Raw genomic sequence first — 17,280 nt, 5'->3', positions numbered from 1 at the left:
CGGGCTCCCCGGGGGGCCCGGGCGGCGGGTGTGGCGTGCCCCCCCCCCCCCCCCCGGCCGGCCGGCCGGGGGGGCGCTCGCCGTCACCATTCGCGAACAGAGGTGGTGATCACCCGCCGGCCGCTGCGTCGCGTGCGGGCCGGGTGGGCGGGGCACATGTCGGGGGTGGGGCCTACGTTGGGGTCGAACGTGCCCGCCACCGCAGCTCCGGAGAGTCCGATGAACCCGCCGACCCCGCCCTCGAATCCGCCGTCGGCCGATGCCGCCGAGCACGGTGCCGCGCTGACCGAACGCGTCGTCGCCGCCGTCCGGGCCGATCCGCAGCGCGCCGTCCTGGACTACGACCGGTTCGCCGGTGCCTGGGTGGAGGGGGAGGCGCAGCCGTTGGCCGCCGGGGTGCTGGAGACGGCGGTGTTCCCGAGCGGGCGGCCGCTGCCGCCGAGCCTGCGCCGGTGGCTGGCGTTCGACACCGGGCTGCTGCGGCGCTTCGGGTGGTTCGAGGAGCAGGACGAGGACGGGGACGGTGCCCCGGTCTTCGCGCCGCGTCCGCTCGGCGAGTTGGCCGTCGAGGAGTTCGGCGAGGGCTGGGGGGCGTTCTTCGCGGCGCTCTCGGAGCGCTTCGACGAGTGCTTCCTGCTGCCCGGCGGCTCCGACTCGCGCCGGGTGCTGGCCACCGGCACGCCCGACGCGCACGGCGAGTACCCGGTGTTCGTGCTCGACGTGGACGACCTGCCCTGCATCGAGCTGATGTACCCGGGCCTGGACGTCTACCTCGCCGACACCGCGGGCCTGTTGGTGCGCGGGGCCGACGGCGAGGGCTACTCCGCGCTGGCCGCCGACCCGGTGTACGGCGGGCGGATGCGCGAGCACGCGCGGCACTACCTCGACGGTGAGCTGTCCGAGGAGTGCCTGGACCGGCCGGCCGACCTCACGTTCTGAGCCGGGCCGACGCGTTCGGGGCCGGGCTCGGTGGCCCGGCTCAGCCGGTCGGCTGCACCGGCGGGATCGTGATCACCGGGCCGCCGAGCGCGTGGCACTGCCCGTCCCAGGTCATGATCTGCAGCGGCGGGCAGTGCGCGGCGGTCGCGGGGACGGGCAGCACCGGAAGGGTGGGCATCGGCGGGCGCGGCGGCACGGTCCAGTCGGGGGACGGCTTCGCGGCCGGCGGCGCGGGCGGGGCCGGTGCTTCGGCGGCGGGCTGCGTGGCGGCCGGGGCCTTGGGCCTGGCCGGGGCCGGCGACGGGCCGGTGGCCTGGGACGGCTTGGCGGCGGGCGCCTTGGGCCGGGCGGCGGACAGCTGCGCGGCGGGCTGCGCCCCGGCATCGGCCGTGGCGTCGGCGGTGGCGTCCGTGCCGGCTTCCGCGGTGGCGGTGGGGGAGGAGGCCTGATCGGCCGGCGACGCAGGCGCACCGGACGCGGTCGCCTCGCCGGACGCGGATATCGAGGTGCTGGGCGATGTGCCCGAGGTGGCGCTCGCCGAGGCCGCCGGGCTCGGGCCGCCCGCCGGACCGGCCGCCGCGCCCCCGCCCGTACCGGCCAGCAGCAGCGCGCCGACGCCGGCCGCGCCCACCGCACACGCCCCCGCGAGGACGGCGAAGGTCCGTCTGCGACCGGGGGATTCCGTCGTGCCCTGCATGTTCCGTCCCGCCCTTGCTGATCATCCGTCTGAGCTGCGCGGATGCTAGCAGAGAGCCGCCCGTCGAGCCCCGCTCAGGGGGCGCCGATCTTCTTACACGCCTCTGCCGTCGCTCTGCCGAACGGCCGGCCCACACCGGCCGCCGGGACACCGGTGGAGGTCCTCGTCACCGGCGGCCGGCTCGCCTGCGTGACGGGGGCCGGGGTCGCCCCGCCGACGGTGGCGGGGTCTTCGCCGCGCAGACCGGCGGCGCCGAGGTCGGCTTCCGACAGCCACCCGCCCCAAGCACAAGTCCGATGTATCGTCATATTGCTTCATGCATAAGGTTGTTGATGTTTTCCGCGCGAAACCCCGGCCCGGGTGCGCTGCGCCGTGCGCGGCGGGAGTGGGAGGGGGTGGCGCGGCCTGACGGCCCGGCCGACCTGCGCGGGGGCTGGGCGACCGCCCGCGCCGCGGGTAGATTCCACGCCGCCGGGACGACCGCCGCCCCGGTGCGGTCCCTGTGAGAGCGAGTGCACCGTGACGAGTTCACCACCCCACCAGGCCTCCGCCGCCCGCAGCGCCGACCTCGCCCAGGCACTGCGCTCGGGCCCGTTCGACCTCGCCCTGCGCACGGCCATCCGTGACAGCGGGCTGAGCCTGGAGGGCATCCAGCGCCGGCTCACCCGCCGCGGCCTGCAGGTCAGCGTCTCCAGCCTCAGCTACTGGCAGCGCGGCCGCAGCAGACCCGAGCGGCCCGACTCGCTGGCGGCGGTGCGCGTCCTGGAGGACGTGCTGGGGCTGCACCGCGACGAACTCGTCGTGCTGCTCGGCCCGCGCCGCCCGCGCGGGCGCTGGGTCGACCACATCCCCGGCTCGCTCGACTACGCCAGGACCTTCGGCGACCAGGCCGTCGAAGGCGTCCTGGCCGGACTCGACCCGCGCACCAACGCCCGGGTGGAGAGCCTGCACACCCGGGTCGACGTGCACATCGGCGCCCGGCGCGAGGAGCGGCGCGTCGACGTGCTGCAGGTCGTGCGCGCCCTGGCCACCGGAGCGGACCGGCTGATCCTGCTGACCCAGGCCAAGCCCGAGATGTCCGCCGGCGCCGACCTCGGCCTGTCCGGACTGGTCGCCTGCCGGCTCGGCCGGCGCCGCATCGACCGCGAACTCGGCGTCGCAGCAGCAGAGTTGCTGTTCGACCTGCCGTTGCAGCCAGGGCAGACGACGGTCGTCGAGTACAGCTACGCCTACCCGTCGACCGAGGTCGCCACCCACTACCAGCGGATGGTGCGCTTCCCCGGCCGCGGCCTGGTGCTCCGGGCCTGCTTCGACCCCGCCGCGCTCCCGGCCGGCTGCACCGCGGCCTGGCGCCCGCACCACGACGCGCCGCCGCAGGCCGTCGAGGAGGTCCCGGTCTCGCCGGCCGGCCACGCCTGCGCCGCCTTCCCGGACGTCAGCCCCGGGATCTACGGACTGACCTGGGAGTGGAACGATGAACCCGAGAAGACGATCTGACGGACCGTCAGTGCACCACGGCGGCCGCCAGCGCGGCCCGCACCAGCAGCGCGGGCGCACCGGAGCCGTCGGCCGGCACGCTCCACAGGTCGGTGCCGTCGTCCCCGGGCAGCGCGTACGCCAGCGTGCCGTCGTCCAGCCACAGCGCCTGGTCGTCGACGTCGCGCCGCTCGGCGGTCGCGCTCTCCGCCATGGTCCGCAGGTCCAGCACGTACAGCCGCCAGGGCGCGTCCTCCGGCAGCCCCGGCACCCGCTTCTTGTACGCGACCCGGGTCCCGTCGGGGGACAGCGACGGGCACTCCACATTGCCGTGCAGCGTGGTCAGGGTGCGCCCGGCCACCCCGCCCGCGGCGAGGTAGGTGCGGCCCCCGGTGGCCACGGTGGCGTAGAACCGGTCGTCGTCGGCGAAGGTCACGCCCCACACGTTGACGTCGGGGGCACGGTACGGCGCGCCGTCGACGGTGAGCGCGTCGTCCTCCAGGTTCTCCTGCAGCGTCCATGTCCGGGTGTCCAGCACTGAGGTGCGGGTGGAGAAGGAGGTGCCCGCGTAGGAGTCACCGCTGAGGAACACCGTCCAGGCCACCAGACGGCCCGAGGGCGAGACCCGGGCCCGGGTCGGGATCCCGGCCAGGTCGTAGTGCCGCACCTCGTGCAGCGCCGCGTCCAGCACGACGGCGCGGTACCCGTCCTGGACCAGCCCCGGCACCGCCTGCAGGCAGATCCCGGTGCCGGCCGCCGCGTGGAAGCGCAGACAGGACGGCCCGTCGGCCACGGTGCGCACGGCGTCCGGGTGCGCCAGCGGGACGGCGGCCAGCCGGTCGCGCTGCGCACCCCAGGCCATGGTGCGGAACACCAGACGCGGACCGCCCGCCCCGGCCCCGAGCGACACCGGCCCGGACACCACCGGCACCCCGGACGTCCGCCCGCCCCGGGCCCGCTCCGCGGCGTGCAGCACGGCCAGGGTGCCGGCCCCCGCCAGCAGCGCCACCGCGACCAGCAGGACCAGCAGCCTGCGCCCGGCGCTCACACCCGCCCCCGCCCGTCGGCCGGAGCACCGTCACACCCGCCGGCCGCCGCACCGTCGCCCGCCGGCTCCGCGCCACCGCCCGGACCCAGCACCCGCACCGCGAGCACCACCGCCCCGACCAGCGCACCCGCCACCACCGCCAGCGCCGCACCGTCGCCCCACCGCGCCCACAGCACACCCACCGCCAGCGAGCAGCCGAACCGCCCCGCCGCCTGGCCCGTGCCGACCAGCGCCAGACCGGCCCCCCGCTGCGCCGCGGGCACCGCCGAGGCCGTCGCGGCCGCGAGCATCCCGTCGGTGGCCGCGTAGAACAGGCCGTGCAGGGCGAGCACCGCGCAGGCGGGTGCCGCCCCGCCGGCCGGGCGCAGCAGCAGGACGGCGTACCCGCCGAGCAGTGCCAGGTGCCCGAGCACGAAGACCCGCCGCCGGCCGAACCTGTCGCCGGCCGCGCCCAGCGGCACCGCCAGCAGCAGGTAGACCGCGGCCGTGCCGAGCGGCAGCAGCGGGAACCAGCCGGTCGGCAGGTCCAGACGGCGCTGCGCCAGCAGGTAGACGAAGGAGTCGCTGAGGGTGGCGAGTCCGAGCAGGGCGGCGCACAGGGTGACCCGGCGCAGGCCGGGCAGGCGCAGCAGCCGGGCGACGGGCCGGCCGGCGGGCAGTGCGGCGGTGAGGGGCGCCGTGCCGGCCGGGTGGCGGGGCACGAACAGGACGAGGACGAGCACGCCCAGGGCCGCCACGCAGGCGCTGACGGTGAACACGGCGTGGTAGCCCCCGGGTGCGGCCCGCAGGACGAGGAAGGCGAGCAGCGGCCCGGCCAGGGCGCCGGCGGTGTCCATCGCCCGGTGCACGCCGAAGGCGCGGGCGCGTCGCTCGGGCGGGGTGGCCAGCGAGATCAGTGCGTCGCGCGGCGCGGTGCGCAGCCCCTTGCCGACCCGGTCGACGGCCAGGACCAGGCCGAGCACGGGGGTGGTGCGGGCCAGCAGCAGCGCCGGTTTGCACAGTGCCGACAACCCGTACCCGGCGGCCGCGACGGCCTTGTGCCGCCCCCATCCCCGGGCGCCCGCTCCGTCCGGTCCCTCGCCTTCCGCTGCTCCGTGCGGCCCACCTCCGTCCGTTCCTGCTCCGTGCGGAGGGCGGTCGGCGAGCAGCCCGCCGAGCAGGCGGACGACGACGGTCGCGCCGTTGTAGACGCCGTCCAGCACGCCGAACCCGAGCGGGGACACGTGCAGGGCGGTGACCAGGTAGAGCGGCAGGACGGCGGTGACCATCTCGGAGGAGACGTCCGTGACGAGACTGACCGTGCCGAGGGCCAGCACGGTGGCGGCGATCCGGGCGGGCCGCCCCGGCCGCGGGGCCGGGGCGGCGTCGTCGGACGCCGGGGCGTGGCGGCTGTCCGCGAGGTACACGGTCAGTTCCAGATGCCGGTGATGTCGTGGGCGGAGGAGGACTTGCCGGCGTGCGCGCCGGTGCCGGCCAGGTCCTCCAGGGTGTGCAGCAGGTCGTAGTGGTTGTAGGAGGTGCTGCTGGTGGCGCCCGCCTTGGCGGGCTGTCCGTAGATCAGGGTGGGGATGTGGTTGCCGCTGTTGCGGTCGTCCTCGTCGTAGGTGACGACCAGCAGGCTGTTGTGGGTCTTCGCCCAGGAGGCGTAGCCGCCGAGCTTGTCCTTCAACCAGGTGTCGCCGGTGCCCACCGAGCAGTTGTGCATGTCGCTGCAGAGGTTCGGGATGACGAAGGAGACCGTGGGCAGCTTGCCGTAGTCGGTGGGGAACTGCGCGAAGGTGTGGGCGGTGGAGGTGGGGACGTTGCCGAAGCCCACCCAGGGGGCGTGCTTGCGGGCGTAGTCGCCGCTGCTGCAGGTGGTGGAGCCCTGGCTGGGCAGCGACTCGCTGTAGCTGCCCCAGCTCTTGCCGGCCGCGCTCAGCTCGCCGGCCAGGTTCGCGGCCTTGCTGAAGCCGGGGGAGTAGCAGGAGTCGTCGGTGATGCCCTGGGTGCTGCCGGAGAACACCGCGAAGTAGTTCGGCTGGCTGGGGTGGGTGATGCCGTAGGAGGCCTTGAGCAGGGCGCCGCCGGTGGCCAGGGAGTTCAGGAAGGGCGCGCTGGAGCTGCCGATGATCTGCCCGTAGGCGTGGTTCTCCAGCATCACCACCACGACGTGGTCGGGGGAGGGGAGGGCGGTGGCCGAGGCGGCGGTGCCCGCGGTCAGGGCGGTGGCGCCGGTCGCGCCGGCCAGGGCGGCGGCCAGGACCAGCGCGGTGCGGGAGCGGGCGCCGGGTGAACCGGCGGTGCGGGAACGGGCGGTGCGGGAACGGGCGGTGGCGAAGGGCATGCCTGTCTCCAGGAGTGGGGTCGAGAGCGGGGTGGGGGTGGGCGGCCGGACGGGGCGGGGGTGGTGAGCCGCTGATGGTGGTCGACGGTCCCGCGGCCCCGACGGTGCGTCAAGATCGCCGGGGGGCGGGGGTGGAGAGCTGTCAACGGCGGCCCAACTGTGTGGACGTCCCGGGCCCGTGACCCCGGGGCGGGGACCGGTTCGCGGGCGGCGGCCGGCGGCCAAAACTGTGGATTCCTCAGCTGGGTCCGGCCGGGTGGCGTGCCGCGGCGGGCGTCGACTGGCGAATCCACAGAATTGCCCGCCGGCCTGGCCGGGGGCGGTGCGTCGCCGCAGCTTCGAGGGTCCGGACCGGCTCCGGCGTCAACTGTCAAGAAGCCTGAGCGGGAGGGCCGTTGACCACCTCACCGGCACCGGAGAACACTCTCGTCCCGCACCGCCCCCGCCCCTCGGGGCCCGTCGGGCGGCTGCCTTCCCCGGACCCCCGCCGGTCCGGCCCGGCCGGGCGCCGGGCCGGCGGGACCATCCCACTCCCCCCCCGTCAGGAGCACCCGTGCCTCCACACCCGTTCACGCCCTCCGTCACCCGCCCCCGCCTGCGCTCCTTCGCCGGCGGTGGTGCCGCCCTGCTGCTGTGCGCGCTGCCGGCCGCCACCACCCCCGCCCTCGCCTCCTCCTCCGGGGTCTCCACGGCGGCCCCGCGCGCTGCCGCCGGCATCACCTCCGGGAACTGGTCCGGCTACGCGGCCACCGGTTCGACGTACCACTCCGTGGCCGCCACCTGGATCCAGCCGAGGATCACCTGCTCCGTGGCCGGCGCGGTCTCGATCTGGGTCGGCCTCGACGGGCAGGGCACCAGGACCGTCGAGCAGACCGGCACCCAGGCCGAGTGCGCCACCGTCAACGGCACGCCCCGCTACTTCGCCTGGTGGGAGAACTACCCGGACCCGGAGTCCCCCTACCGTGACGCCGTGCGCCCCGGCGACACCATGACCGCCTCCGTCGTCTACGACCACGGCCACGACACCTACACCGCCAAACTCACCGACGAGACCCTCGGCTGGACGGAGACCAAGTCCTTCGCCCGCTACGGCGGAGCCACCAACGGCAGCGCCGAGGTGATCGCCGAGGCCCCCAACCGCAACGGCTCCCGCACCCCGCTCGCCGACTTCGGCAGCGTCACCTTCACCCGCGCCGCCATCGACGGACGCACCCTCGCCGCCGCCTCCGCCACCACCGTGACGATGGCCCGCAACGGCGTCACGGAGGCCACCGCCGGCCCGCTCGCCAGCGGCGGCGACTCCTTCACCGACACCTGGAAGCACTCCTGACGACCGCCGACACCCCTGCAAGGAGCCGTTCATGACGATACGTCAGATCCTCGCCCGACCCGTTCCGTCCGCCGTCGCCCTCACGCTGGCCGCCGCCACCCTGGCCGCCGCCACCCTGGCCGCCGCCACCCTCGCCCCGGCCGCCCACGCCGGGGCCGCGGCCACCGCCCGCCAGCGGCCCTGGCACCAGCTGTGCGCGGCCCCCACCGAGACCACGGCCGGCTGCGACGTCCTGGAGGTCGACACCCCCGCCGGAGCCGCCCCCCGCCTCGGCACCCAGGCCGCCGCCCCCGCCGGCTACGGCCCCGCCGACCTCCGGTCCGCCTACCGCCTGCCCGCCGACGGCGGCACCGGCCAGACCATCGCCGTCATCGACGCCTACGACGACCCCAAGGCCGAGAGCGACCTCGCCGTCTACCGCAAGCAGTACGGCCTGCCCGCCTGCACCACCGACAACGGCTGCTTCCGCAAGGTCGCCCAGAACGGCCAGGCGAGCCCGCTGCCCTCCCCGGCCAGTGCCAACCAGGGCGCCGAGGACTCCCTGGACCTCGACCTGGTGTCCGCCGTCGCCCCCGACGCGAAGATCGTCTTCGTCGAGGCCGCCAGCGCGAAGATCTCCGACATCGGTGCGGCCGTCAACCAGGCCGTCAGGCTCGGCGCGAGGTTCGTCTCCAACAGCTACATCTTCAAGGAGTCCGCCGACGACTCCACGTACGACAAGAACTACTACGACCACCCCGGCGTCGCCATGGTCGCCGGCAGCGGCGACTGGGACTACTCCTGGGGCGTCGGCTACCCCTCCAGCTCCCCCTACGCCACCTCCGTCGGCGGCACCTCCCTGGTGAGGGCGGACAACGCCCGCGGCTGGAACGAGAGCGTCTGGAACACCAAGGCCGGCGAGGGCACCGGCTCCGGCTGCTCCGGCTACGAGCCCAAACCGGCCTGGCAGAAGGACACCGGCTGCACCCGGCGGATGGCCACCGACGTCTCCGCCTCCGCCGACCCCGGCCACGGCGCGGCCGTCTACGACAGCTACCAGAAGAGCGGCTGGAACACCTACGGCGGCACCAGCGCCGCCACCCCGATCATCGCCGGCGTCTACGCCGACGCCGGCACCCCCAGCACCGGCTCCAACCCCGCCTCCTTCCCCTACGCCCACCCCGGCGCCCTCAACGACGTCACCACCGGCAACAACGGCACCTGCAGCCCCGCCTACTTCTGCACCGCCGGCAAGGGCTACGACGGGCCCACCGGCCTCGGCACCCCCGCCGGCACCGACGCCTTCCGCGGCTGAACCCGCCCGACGGCGCCCGCGGCGCCCCCGGTCCGCACACCCGCGGACCGGGGGCGCCGCCACGCGCCCGGGCCGCGGGTGCGCGGACCGGAACCGCGGCCACGCACCCCCCTGCCGATACGCGACGGATTCGCCCCCGCCGCGGTGCCCACTACCGTCGGGGACGTCAACCACCGCACCCCACCAGGGAGAACAACGATGACCGCCTACGCGATCGCCCAGGTCCACTCGGTCGAGTTCGGCCCCGACATCGTCGAGTACCTGCAGCGCATCGACGCCACCCTGGACCCCTTCGGCGGCCGCTTCCTCATCCACGGCGACCGCTTCGAGGCCGTCGAGGGCAGCTGGGGGCGCGACCTCATCCTCATCGAGTTCCCCGACCACGACCGCCTGCGCGCCTGGTACGACTCGCCCGCCTACCGGGAGATCCTGCCGCTGCGCACCCGGCACATGGTCGCCGACGTCGTCCTCGCCCACGGCGTGCCCGACGGCTACCGCGGTGCCGACGCGCTCAAGCACTGAGCCGCCGGCCCCCGCCGCCGGGCGCACCCCGGCCCGCGCCCGCCGCCGTGCCGCCGGGCGTGCCCGCGCCCGCCGCCCCCGCCGCTGCTCAGCGCCCCGCGGTCCGCTCGCGCCACCAGTGCACCGTGGCCGCGACCTGTTCCTCCAGCGGAGTGGCGCGCACGGTGAAGGCGGCCTCGTAGGCGGAGGTGTCCAGGACGAACGGGCGGTCGAACTGGTAGCGGACCTCGCGCAGTTCACGCAGCAGCGGGGAGAACAGGCCCGCCACGCCCAGCAGCGCGGGGGAGAAGCGGCGCACCGCGACCGGGCCGGTGCCGGCCTGCGCGGCGAGGCGCTCCACCATCGTGCGCACCGGCAGGGCGGGGGCCGTCGGCACGTGCCAGGCCCGCCCCCAGGCCCGTTCCTCGCCGGCGATCTCGGCCATCGCCCGCGCCACGTCCGGCAGGTAGGTCCAGCTGTGCGGGGCGTCCGGGTCGCCGAGGACGCCGATCGAGCGGCCCTTGAGCAGGCCGGGCACCACCCGGGAGGCCAGGTGGCCGCCGTCGGTGACGCCGGGGCCGAAGAAGTCCGAGGCCCGCACCTCCACCGCCCGGATCCGCCCGGCCTCGTGCAGTGCCCGCGCCCGTTCCCATCCCGCCGCCCGCGCCCGCCCCTTGGGGCCGGTCGCCGCCAGGGGCAGGTCCTCGGTCATCGGGCCCGACACCGGCCCGTAGCCGTACAGGTTGCCGAGCAGGACGAGCACCGCCCCGGAGGACTCGGCGGCCGCGCACAGCGAGTCCACCAGCGCCGGCCACCGCTGGGCCCACTGCGCCAGCGGCGGCGCCGCGCACCCGTGGATCGCCACCGCCCCGCCCGCGGCCCTGGCCAGCGCCGCGGGCTCGGCGGCGTCCAGCGCGACGTGCTCCACCCCGGGCACCGCCGGCGCGCCCCGGCCCCCGCTGCGGGTCACCACCCGCACGGTGTTCCCCTGCTCGGCCAGCAGACGGGCGGTGGCGGCCCCGGCGGGCCCGTATCCGACAACCACATGAACGCTCACCCGCCCCACCCTAGGGTCTGGCCCGTGGCGCCCCGTCAGGTGCCCCGGACGGGTGGGGTCGACGCAGGGCGGACCGGGTCAGCCGGCGCCGGTGCCCGTCCAGCCGTGGTCGAGCAGGTCGAAGACCCGGTCGAGGGCGGTGTCGGGGTCGTGGGACCCGCGGACGAGGGCGGGCGCCTCCAGGGCGAAGTGGGCCAGGGCCCGGCAGCCCGGGTCGTCGGCGGCCAGCCCGGCGTCCTCGGCGATCGCGGCGGCCAGGGCCTGCTCGTGCCGCAGCCACATCCGGCGGGCGTACTCGCGCAGCGCCGGGGTGGTGTCGATCAGGCGCAGGAAGTCGTCGAACCGCGGGTCGGTGTGGACCCGGCGGGAGTGCGCGCCCAGCAGCAGCCGGTGCAGGGCCCGCGGCACGGACTGCCCGGCGGGGCGCTCGCGGACCGCCGCGACCAGGGCCGCCTCGCGGTCCTCGTCCTGGTCGAAGACCAACGCCTCCTTGCCGTCGGGGAAGTGCTTGAAGAGCGTCGTCACCGAGACGTCGGCGGCGTCGGCGATCTCGCGCACCCCGACCTCCTCGTAGCCCCGCTCGGTGAACAGCCGCAGCGCCGCGTCGGCGAGGGCCTGGCGGGTGGCTGCCTTCTTGCGCTCTCGGCGCCCCATCTCGGTCACCCGCTCACCCTACCGCGTTCATGGATCGGGTAAGAAAGTTTAGCTGTTACGCTTTTTTAGCGGTTGCACCCACAAGGGTGCCGCCGCACCCGTTCGCGACCCGTTTGCGCTCCGCGCCACCCGAGGGAAGGCCCTGATGACGAACAGCACACCCCGGATCCACATCGTCGGCGGCGGGCCCGCCGGCCTGACCTGCGCCCGCGTCCTGCAGGGCCACGGCATCGACGTCACCGTCCACGACGCCGACGACGCCGTCGACTCCCGCGACGCCGGCGGCACGCTCGACCTGCACGCCGACTCCGGACAGATCGCCCTCGAGGACGCCGGCCTGCTCGACGCCTTCACCGCGCAGGCCCGCCCCGAGGGCCAGGCCAAGACCCGCCGCGACCACCACGGCACCGTCCTCGCCGAGTTCACCCCGGCCCCCGGCGACGAGGCCGCACCCGAGATCGACCGCGGCCGGCTGCGCCGCCTGCTCGCCGACCACCTGCGACCCGGCACCGTCCACTGGGGCCACCGCCTGCAGCGGGTGACCCCGCTCGGCCACGGCCGGCACCGCCTGGACTTCGCCGACGGCACCAGCGCGCAGGCCGACCTGCTGATCGGCGCCGACGGGGCCTGGTCGAAGGTGCGCCCCCTGGTCAGCGACGCCGTGCCGCAGCACCTGGGCGTCTGCTTCCTGGACGCCCGCTACGACGAGGTCGACTCCCGCCACCCCGGGATCGCCGCACTCGTCGGCGACGGCCACCTGTTCGCCAACGACGGCGACGGCCGCGCGGTGATCCTGCAGCGCAACGGCGACGGCGTGGTCCGCGGCTACCTCGCCTTCCGCGCCGCACCGCACTGGCACGTCGGCGCCGGCGTCGACCTCGCCGACCGGGAGAGCATCCGCTCCCACCTGACGCGGGAGTTCGGCCACTGGTCGGAGGACCTGCGCACGCTGATCGTCCGCAACGACGGCGACTACGTGCCGCGCTCCTTCCAGGCCCTGCCCGCCCCGCTCACCTGGGAACACGTCCCCGGCGTCACCCTGATCGGCGACGCCGCCCACCTGATGGCGCCGTTCGGCGGCCACGGCGCCAACCTGGCGATGCTGGACGGCGCCGAACTCGCCCACGCCGTCAGCCGCGCACTGACCGGCCCCGACCCGGTCGCCGGCCTCGACGCGGCGGCCGGCCTCGACGCGGAACTCGCCCGCTACGAGGCGGACATGTTCGCCCGCACCGCGGACCTGGCCGTGAGCTCGAACCAGGCCCTGCGGGACTTCTTCGCCACCACCGACACCCCGCACCTGCCGCCGGACCACGAGCAGGAGCACCGCGACTACCTCGCCCGGGCCCGGGCCTACCGGCAGGACCGCGCCCGGCGGACGGCCACGGAGCCCACCGGGGCCTGAGCCCCGCCCGGCGGACCCCGGCCGATCCCGGCGGACCGACGCGCGGCGCCGGGCACCCGGCGCCGCGCCCGCCCGGGCGTGCACCCGGCAGAGCCCGCCGGGCGGCGGCTAGCCGCCGTCGCCCAGCACGTGCCGCCGGCCCCACGCGCCCAGCGGGGCCAGCGCCTCGTTGAGCCGCAGCCCGGCCGGCGTGAGCGCGTACTCGACCCGCGGTGGCACCTCGTCGTACGACTCGCGGTGCACGATGCCGTCCGCCTCCAGCTCGCGCAGGTGGGCGGCGAGCACCTTCTCGGTGATGCCCGGGACGTTGCGGCGCAGCTCGCCGAAGCGCAGGCACGGCCGTTCGGCGAGCGCCCAGAGGATCAGCACCTTCCACTTGCCGCCGATCACCTCCATCGCGGCATCGATCCCGCACACGTGCGCGCCGGGCCTCGCCCCGGCCCTCGCCCCGGTCGTCGTCCCCGCCGTCATCCCCCGCCCACCCCGCCCACCCCGTCCATCGCCCGACCTGCTCGCTCACCTCAGGGTAACCACCCACTCCGAAGTGCGTACTTGATCATCCGGGGGAGCCGCGGCGAGCCTGAACGGCATGACGCACACCATGACTGACACCCCGTCGGACCAGACCCGCGACCGCGCCCGCCCCGCCTCCCCCACCCCCCTCACACTGCTCGGCCTCGGTGCGATGGGCACCGCGCTGGCCGAGGCCTGGCTGGCCGCCGGGCACCCGCTCACCGTCTGGAACCGGACCGCCGCCCGCACCGAACCGCTCGCCGCGAAGGGCGCCACCGTCGCCGCGACCGCGGCCGCGGCGGTCGCCGCCAACCGGTTGGTGGTGGTCTGCCTCCTGGACGACGCCCCGGTCGAGGAGGCCCTGGCCGGGGCCGACCTGACCGGCAGGGACGTCGTCAACCTGGTCACCGGCACCCCGGGCACGGCCCGGGCCCGCGCCGCCGCGGTGACCGCGCGCGGCGCCCGCTACCTCGACGGCGGCATCATGGCCGTCCCGCCGATGATCGGCGTCCCGGCGGCCGGCCCGTACGTCTTCTACAGCGGTTCGCGCGCACTCTTCGAGGAGCACCGGGCGGCCCTCGCCGCCCCGGCCGGCACCCGGTACGTCGGCGAGGACGCCGGCTTCGCCGCACTGCACGACGTGGCGCTGCTCAGCGCGATGTACGGCATGTTCGCCGGTGTCGCGCACGCCTTCGCGCTGGTGCGGGGCGAGTCCGTGGACCCGCTGGAGCTCGCGCCGCTGCTCTCCTCCTGGCTCACCGCGATGACCGGCTCGGTCACGGCCACGGCGCGGCAACTGACGGCCGGCGACTACACCAAGGGCGTCGTCTCCAACCTGGCGATGCAGGTCGCGGGCGTGCCCACCTTCCTGCACACCGCGCAGGAACAGGGCGTGAGCACGGAACTGCTGACGCCCTACTTCGACCTGATGAAGCGCCGCCTGGCCGCCGACGACCGCAACGGCGCCGAGGACCTCACCGGCGTGGTCGACCTCCTGCGCGCCTGACCGCCGACGCCCCCCTCCTCGGGGGCAGGGGCCCTAATCCACGCCGCCGTCCACCCCGTCCGCGCCGCCGTCCACTCCGTCCACCCCGTCCGCGCCGGCGGTGAGCAGGGTGCCCGTGCGGGTGCGCAGGTGCAGGGCGGTGCGGCCGCAGCGGCGGGTGGCCACCAGGCCGGCGCCGCGCAGGGCGCCCAGGTGCTGTGAGACGGCTCCCGGGGTGACGCCCAGGCGGTCGGCCAGTGCGGGCGTGCTCAGCGGCTCGCCCAGCGCGGCGAGCAGCGCCGCCCGGGTGCGGCCCAGGACGGCGGCCAGACCGGCCGACGACGCCCGCGGCTGCTCCCAGAGCAGCCCCACCCCGGCCGCGGGGTAGCGGATCGAGGCGGCGGCGCGCGGGGCGTGGTCGACGATCACGTCCGGCCAGCCGAAGACGGTCGGCATCAGCACCAGGCCGTGCCCGCCCGCCTCGACCGTCCACGCCGCGCCGGTGCGCCGGCGCCCGTGCACCAGCAACTCGCCCTCCCGCCACACCACGTCACCGTGCAGCTGGGCGAACAGCCCCTCCACCCCGCCGTCCACCAGCGCCACCGCCCGCCGGCCGAGGTCCGCCTCCAGCACCGCCCGCATCCGCCCCCAGTGCGGGGCCACCAGCCGCCCGTGACAGCGCGCCAGCGCGTCGGCGACCCGCTCCGACAGGGCCGCGGGCGCGGGCAGCCCGCGGGCCCGGGGGCCCAGCGCGGCGGTGCACTCCGCCGCCACGTACGCCGCCTCCGCCGTGCGCACGGCGGCCAGCTCGGCCTCGAACACGGGCAGCCGCTCGCCCGGCACCGGGAACAGGAAGGACGGCAGGCACCCCTCCAACAGGGCCCGCAGCAGCCCCAGTTCCGGCTCCCCGGCCAGCACCTGCCGCGCCTCGCGCACCCACGGCCGGTGCACGTCGTGCCCACCGGCCCCGAGCGCCGCCCGCACCCCGAGCACCGTCTCGGCCAGCGGCGACACCGCGAACCGCACCCGGGCCACCTCCGCCGCCGACAGCCGGATCTCCACCGCCACGCCGGCACCGCCCCTCGATCGTTTAGCCCTGGCTGAACGATAGCCGCGCCCCGCCACCACCCCGCAGGCTGTCCGCCATGACCACCACCCGCCCCCGGCGCCCGCAGACCACGCAGACCACGCAGACCTTCACCTCCCACGACGGGACCGAGCTCGCCTACCGCACCGTGGGCGACGGCCCGCCGCTGCTCTGCCTGCCCGGCGGCCCCGGCCGCGCCGCCGAGTACCTCGGTGACCTCGGCGGCCTCGCCGCCCACCGCACCCTGGTGCTGCCCGACACCCGCGGCACCGGCGCCTCCGCCGCCTCCGCCGACCCGGCCGGCTACCGGGTCGACCGCCTGGTCGCCGACGTCGAGGCGCTGCGCCGCCACCTCGGCCTGGACCGCGTCGACCTGCTCGGCCACTCCGCCGGCGGCAGCCTGGCCCTGCTGCACGCCGCCGCGCACCCCGACCGGCTGAGCAGCCTGACCCTGGTCACGCCCTCGTTCGCCGCCGTCGGCCTGCCCTCCGACACCGGCGCCGAGGAGGTGATCGCCGCCCGCGCCGGCGAGCCCTGGCACGCCGGGGCCGTCGCCGCCTACCGCCGGGTCAAGGCCGCCCGCAGCTTCGCCGAGGCCGCCCCGCACCGCCCCGCCTTCGAACCCCTCATGTACGGCCGCTGGGACGGCACCGCCCGCGCCCACGCCGCCGACGACCCCCGCCAGCGCTCACTGACCGTCAGCGAGCACTACTACGCCGACTACACCCCCGACACCGCGGACCTGCGCCGACGCCTGGCCGCCCTGCCCTGCCCGGTGCTGCTGCTCGCCGGCGAGCTGGACCTGTGGCCCACCGCCGTCTCCGCCGCCGGGGCGGCCGCGCTCTTCCCCGACGCCGCCCTCACCGTCCAGCCGGGCGCGGGCCACTACCCGTGGCTGGACGACCCGCAGGCGTTCACGGCGGCCGTGGCCGGCTTCCTGGCCTCGGCCGCGGGCCGGGCGGACGGCCGCTGACGGCCGGCGGCGCGGGTGCCGGCGGGGGTGCCGGCGGTCGGTGGCGTTCCCCGCACCGGCGGCGGTGGCGTGCTCAGCAGTCCGTGGCGATGTAGAGGAGGACGAGACCGTCGTCGGTGGTGAACCCGTACGCCGCGTGGACGGGCGGATCCGTCGCGTCGAACCGGGCCCGCGCTTCGCGCCAGGCGCCGGGGAGCTCGGCCTCCGTCAGGAAGCGGGGCAGCCACCAGTGCGCGGGGTGGCCGCCTGGGCGACAACCGGCTGTGCCTGACTCGGATCTCCGACGGCGCCGAGGGTGCCAGCCCGGCGCTGTGCAGGCCGCGGACGAGGCGCTGGACGGCAGCTGCTAGGACATCCTGGGTTTCCTCAAGATGTGCCAGTTCACCGCTTGTGCCGAGGAGGAGGACGAGGACGAGGACCGGGCCGAGGCGCAGCGCATCCTTGCCGACCCGGAGATCGGCCCTTGTGTGCGCGGGGCCGCGCAGGCCTTGGCTGGCACCGCCACCCACCTGCGGCAGTTCCTGACGGTCGGGCTGGCGCGTCAGAGGGGTGACGACTATTGGGTCAAGCTCGCGCAGATCGTGACTCCTCCGTCCCTTGGAGAGACGGCTTCTCGCTAGACCGGGTTGGCTTGGCGACGGACCAGCCCGGCCCGTAGGACGTTGATGGCTCCGACCGTGTCGGCGTGGTCCTGGTGGCCACAGGCGAGGCAGTGGAACTTCTCTTGGGTGATCCGGTTCTCCTTCGCGACGTGACCGCACGCGAGGCGCGGGCAGGTTCGGGAGGTGTTGCGGGGGTCCACGGCGATCACTTCCCGTCCGGCGCTCTCAGCCTTGGCGTGCAGGATCGTCAGGAACACCCCCCATCCGGCGTCCGAGATCGAACGGTTGAGGCCCGTCTTGGCGTGCAGGATCGTCAGGAACACCCCCCATCCGGCGTCCGAGATCGAACGGTTGAGGCCCGTCTTGGCGTGCAGGATCGTCAGGAACACCCCC

The 17,280-nt window shown here is 76.0% G+C and carries 18 protein-coding genes; 9 read left to right on the top strand and 9 right to left on the bottom strand.

Translation table 11 applies throughout. The features are described 5' to 3' along the window. The first annotated feature begins 219 nt into the window (after window positions 1-219). A complete protein-coding gene (locus ACIRS1_RS06265) occupies window positions 220-939 on the top strand; it encodes a hypothetical protein (protein WP_402837271.1) in 720 nt (239 codons plus the stop codon). 40 nt (window positions 940-979) lie between these two features. Here the strand turns inward: ACIRS1_RS06265 and ACIRS1_RS06260 are convergent, their stop codons facing one another. After that, window positions 980-1,636, bottom strand: a complete 657-nt coding sequence (locus tag ACIRS1_RS06260) for a hypothetical protein (protein WP_402837269.1) — start codon at window positions 1,634-1,636, stop codon at window positions 980-982. 519 nt (window positions 1,637-2,155) lie between these two features. On the opposite strand from ACIRS1_RS06260, the gene ACIRS1_RS06255 reads away from it, so the two are divergent. After that, a complete protein-coding gene (locus ACIRS1_RS06255) occupies window positions 2,156-3,133 on the top strand; it encodes a hypothetical protein (RefSeq protein WP_402837267.1) in 978 nt (325 codons plus the stop codon). Between the two features lie 7 nt (window positions 3,134-3,140). On the opposite strand, the gene ACIRS1_RS06250 is transcribed toward ACIRS1_RS06255, so the two are convergent. From ACIRS1_RS06250 to ACIRS1_RS06240, 3 genes are read right to left on the bottom strand one after another with little or no spacing between them, the layout of a single operon-like run. Then, a complete protein-coding gene (locus tag ACIRS1_RS06250; RefSeq protein WP_402837265.1) occupies window positions 3,141-4,160 on the bottom strand; it encodes a TolB-like translocation protein in 1,020 nt (339 codons plus the stop codon). Further along, a complete protein-coding gene (locus ACIRS1_RS06245) occupies window positions 4,157-5,566 on the bottom strand; it encodes an MFS transporter (protein ID WP_402837263.1) in 1,410 nt (469 codons plus the stop codon). Before ACIRS1_RS06245 ends, ACIRS1_RS06250 begins: the two co-directional genes overlap by 4 nt. A 2-nt stretch (window positions 5,567-5,568) precedes the next feature. Continuing rightward, on the bottom strand, window positions 5,569-6,486 hold the full coding sequence (locus tag ACIRS1_RS06240; protein WP_402837261.1) for an alkaline phosphatase family protein: 918 nt from the start codon (window positions 6,484-6,486) through the stop codon (window positions 5,569-5,571). 553 nt (window positions 6,487-7,039) lie between these two features. On the opposite strand from ACIRS1_RS06240, the gene ACIRS1_RS06235 reads away from it, so the two are divergent. From ACIRS1_RS06235 to ACIRS1_RS06225, 3 genes are all read left to right on the top strand, one after another. Then, window positions 7,040-7,816 carry a G1 family glutamic endopeptidase gene (locus ACIRS1_RS06235; protein WP_402837259.1) on the top strand — a complete coding sequence of 259 codons (777 nt, stop codon included), beginning with the start codon at window positions 7,040-7,042 and terminating at the stop codon, window positions 7,814-7,816. A gap of 31 nt (window positions 7,817-7,847) precedes the next feature. Beyond that, window positions 7,848-9,110 carry a S8 family serine peptidase gene (locus ACIRS1_RS06230; RefSeq protein WP_402837257.1) on the top strand — a complete coding sequence of 421 codons (1,263 nt, stop codon included), beginning with the start codon at window positions 7,848-7,850 and terminating at the stop codon, window positions 9,108-9,110. A 198-nt stretch (window positions 9,111-9,308) separates the two neighbouring features. Further along, a complete protein-coding gene (locus ACIRS1_RS06225; protein ID WP_402837255.1) occupies window positions 9,309-9,632 on the top strand; it encodes a DUF1330 domain-containing protein in 324 nt (107 codons plus the stop codon). A gap of 88 nt (window positions 9,633-9,720) precedes the next feature. On the opposite strand, the gene ACIRS1_RS06220 is transcribed toward ACIRS1_RS06225, so the two are convergent. Both ACIRS1_RS06220 and ACIRS1_RS06215 read right to left on the bottom strand, forming a co-directional pair. Next, the gene (locus ACIRS1_RS06220) at window positions 9,721-10,668 is read right to left on the bottom strand and encodes an NAD-dependent epimerase/dehydratase family protein (RefSeq protein ID WP_402837253.1); all 948 of its coding nucleotides are present in this window, start codon (window positions 10,666-10,668) and stop codon (window positions 9,721-9,723) included. A gap of 78 nt (window positions 10,669-10,746) precedes the next feature. Continuing rightward, window positions 10,747-11,322 (bottom strand): TetR/AcrR family transcriptional regulator, encoded by a 576-nt coding sequence (locus tag ACIRS1_RS06215; protein ID WP_402837744.1) that lies wholly within the window; start codon window positions 11,320-11,322, stop codon window positions 10,747-10,749. Window positions 11,323-11,467: 145 nt separating this feature from the next. On the opposite strand from ACIRS1_RS06215, the gene ACIRS1_RS06210 reads away from it, so the two are divergent. Beyond that, a complete protein-coding gene (locus ACIRS1_RS06210) occupies window positions 11,468-12,727 on the top strand; it encodes an FAD-dependent oxidoreductase (RefSeq protein WP_402837251.1) in 1,260 nt (419 codons plus the stop codon). Between the two features lie 108 nt (window positions 12,728-12,835). On the opposite strand, the gene ACIRS1_RS06205 is transcribed toward ACIRS1_RS06210, so the two are convergent. Further along, window positions 12,836-13,198 carry a winged helix-turn-helix transcriptional regulator gene (locus ACIRS1_RS06205; RefSeq protein WP_402837249.1) on the bottom strand — a complete coding sequence of 121 codons (363 nt, stop codon included), beginning with the start codon at window positions 13,196-13,198 and terminating at the stop codon, window positions 12,836-12,838. A gap of 130 nt (window positions 13,199-13,328) precedes the next feature. On the opposite strand from ACIRS1_RS06205, the gene ACIRS1_RS06200 reads away from it, so the two are divergent. Further along, entirely contained in the window at window positions 13,329-14,246 is a 918-nt protein-coding gene (locus tag ACIRS1_RS06200; RefSeq protein ID WP_402837743.1) for an NAD(P)-dependent oxidoreductase, read from the top strand. A gap of 33 nt (window positions 14,247-14,279) precedes the next feature. Here the strand turns inward: ACIRS1_RS06200 and ACIRS1_RS06195 are convergent, their stop codons facing one another. Next, window positions 14,280-15,293: a DUF5937 family protein gene (locus tag ACIRS1_RS06195; RefSeq protein ID WP_402837247.1), complete on the bottom strand. Its 1,014-nt coding sequence runs from the start codon at window positions 15,291-15,293 to the stop codon at window positions 14,280-14,282. Window positions 15,294-15,370: 77 nt separating this feature from the next. Between ACIRS1_RS06195 and ACIRS1_RS06190 the strand changes: the two genes are divergently transcribed. Both ACIRS1_RS06190 and ACIRS1_RS06185 read left to right on the top strand, forming a co-directional pair. Continuing rightward, complete coding sequence (locus ACIRS1_RS06190; protein WP_402837245.1) at window positions 15,371-16,285, top strand: alpha/beta fold hydrolase; 915 nt, start codon at window positions 15,371-15,373, stop codon at window positions 16,283-16,285. A gap of 371 nt (window positions 16,286-16,656) precedes the next feature. Then, window positions 16,657-16,905 (top strand): ALF repeat-containing protein, encoded by a 249-nt coding sequence (locus ACIRS1_RS06185; RefSeq protein WP_402837243.1) that lies wholly within the window; start codon window positions 16,657-16,659, stop codon window positions 16,903-16,905. Here the strand turns inward: ACIRS1_RS06185 and ACIRS1_RS06180 are convergent. After that, window positions 16,902-17,280, bottom strand: a 379-nt coding sequence (locus ACIRS1_RS06180; RefSeq protein WP_402837241.1) for an RNA-guided endonuclease InsQ/TnpB family protein, incomplete at its 5' end; no start/stop codon positions are given. The two genes, ACIRS1_RS06185 and ACIRS1_RS06180, sit on opposite strands and share 4 nt — an antisense overlap.

Origin of the sequence: Kitasatospora sp. NPDC101176 (assembly GCF_044768035.1) — a bacterium.
GTDB lineage: Bacteria > Actinomycetota > Actinomycetes > Streptomycetales > Streptomycetaceae > Kitasatospora.
This window is presented reverse-complemented; position numbering and strand designations above follow the sequence as displayed.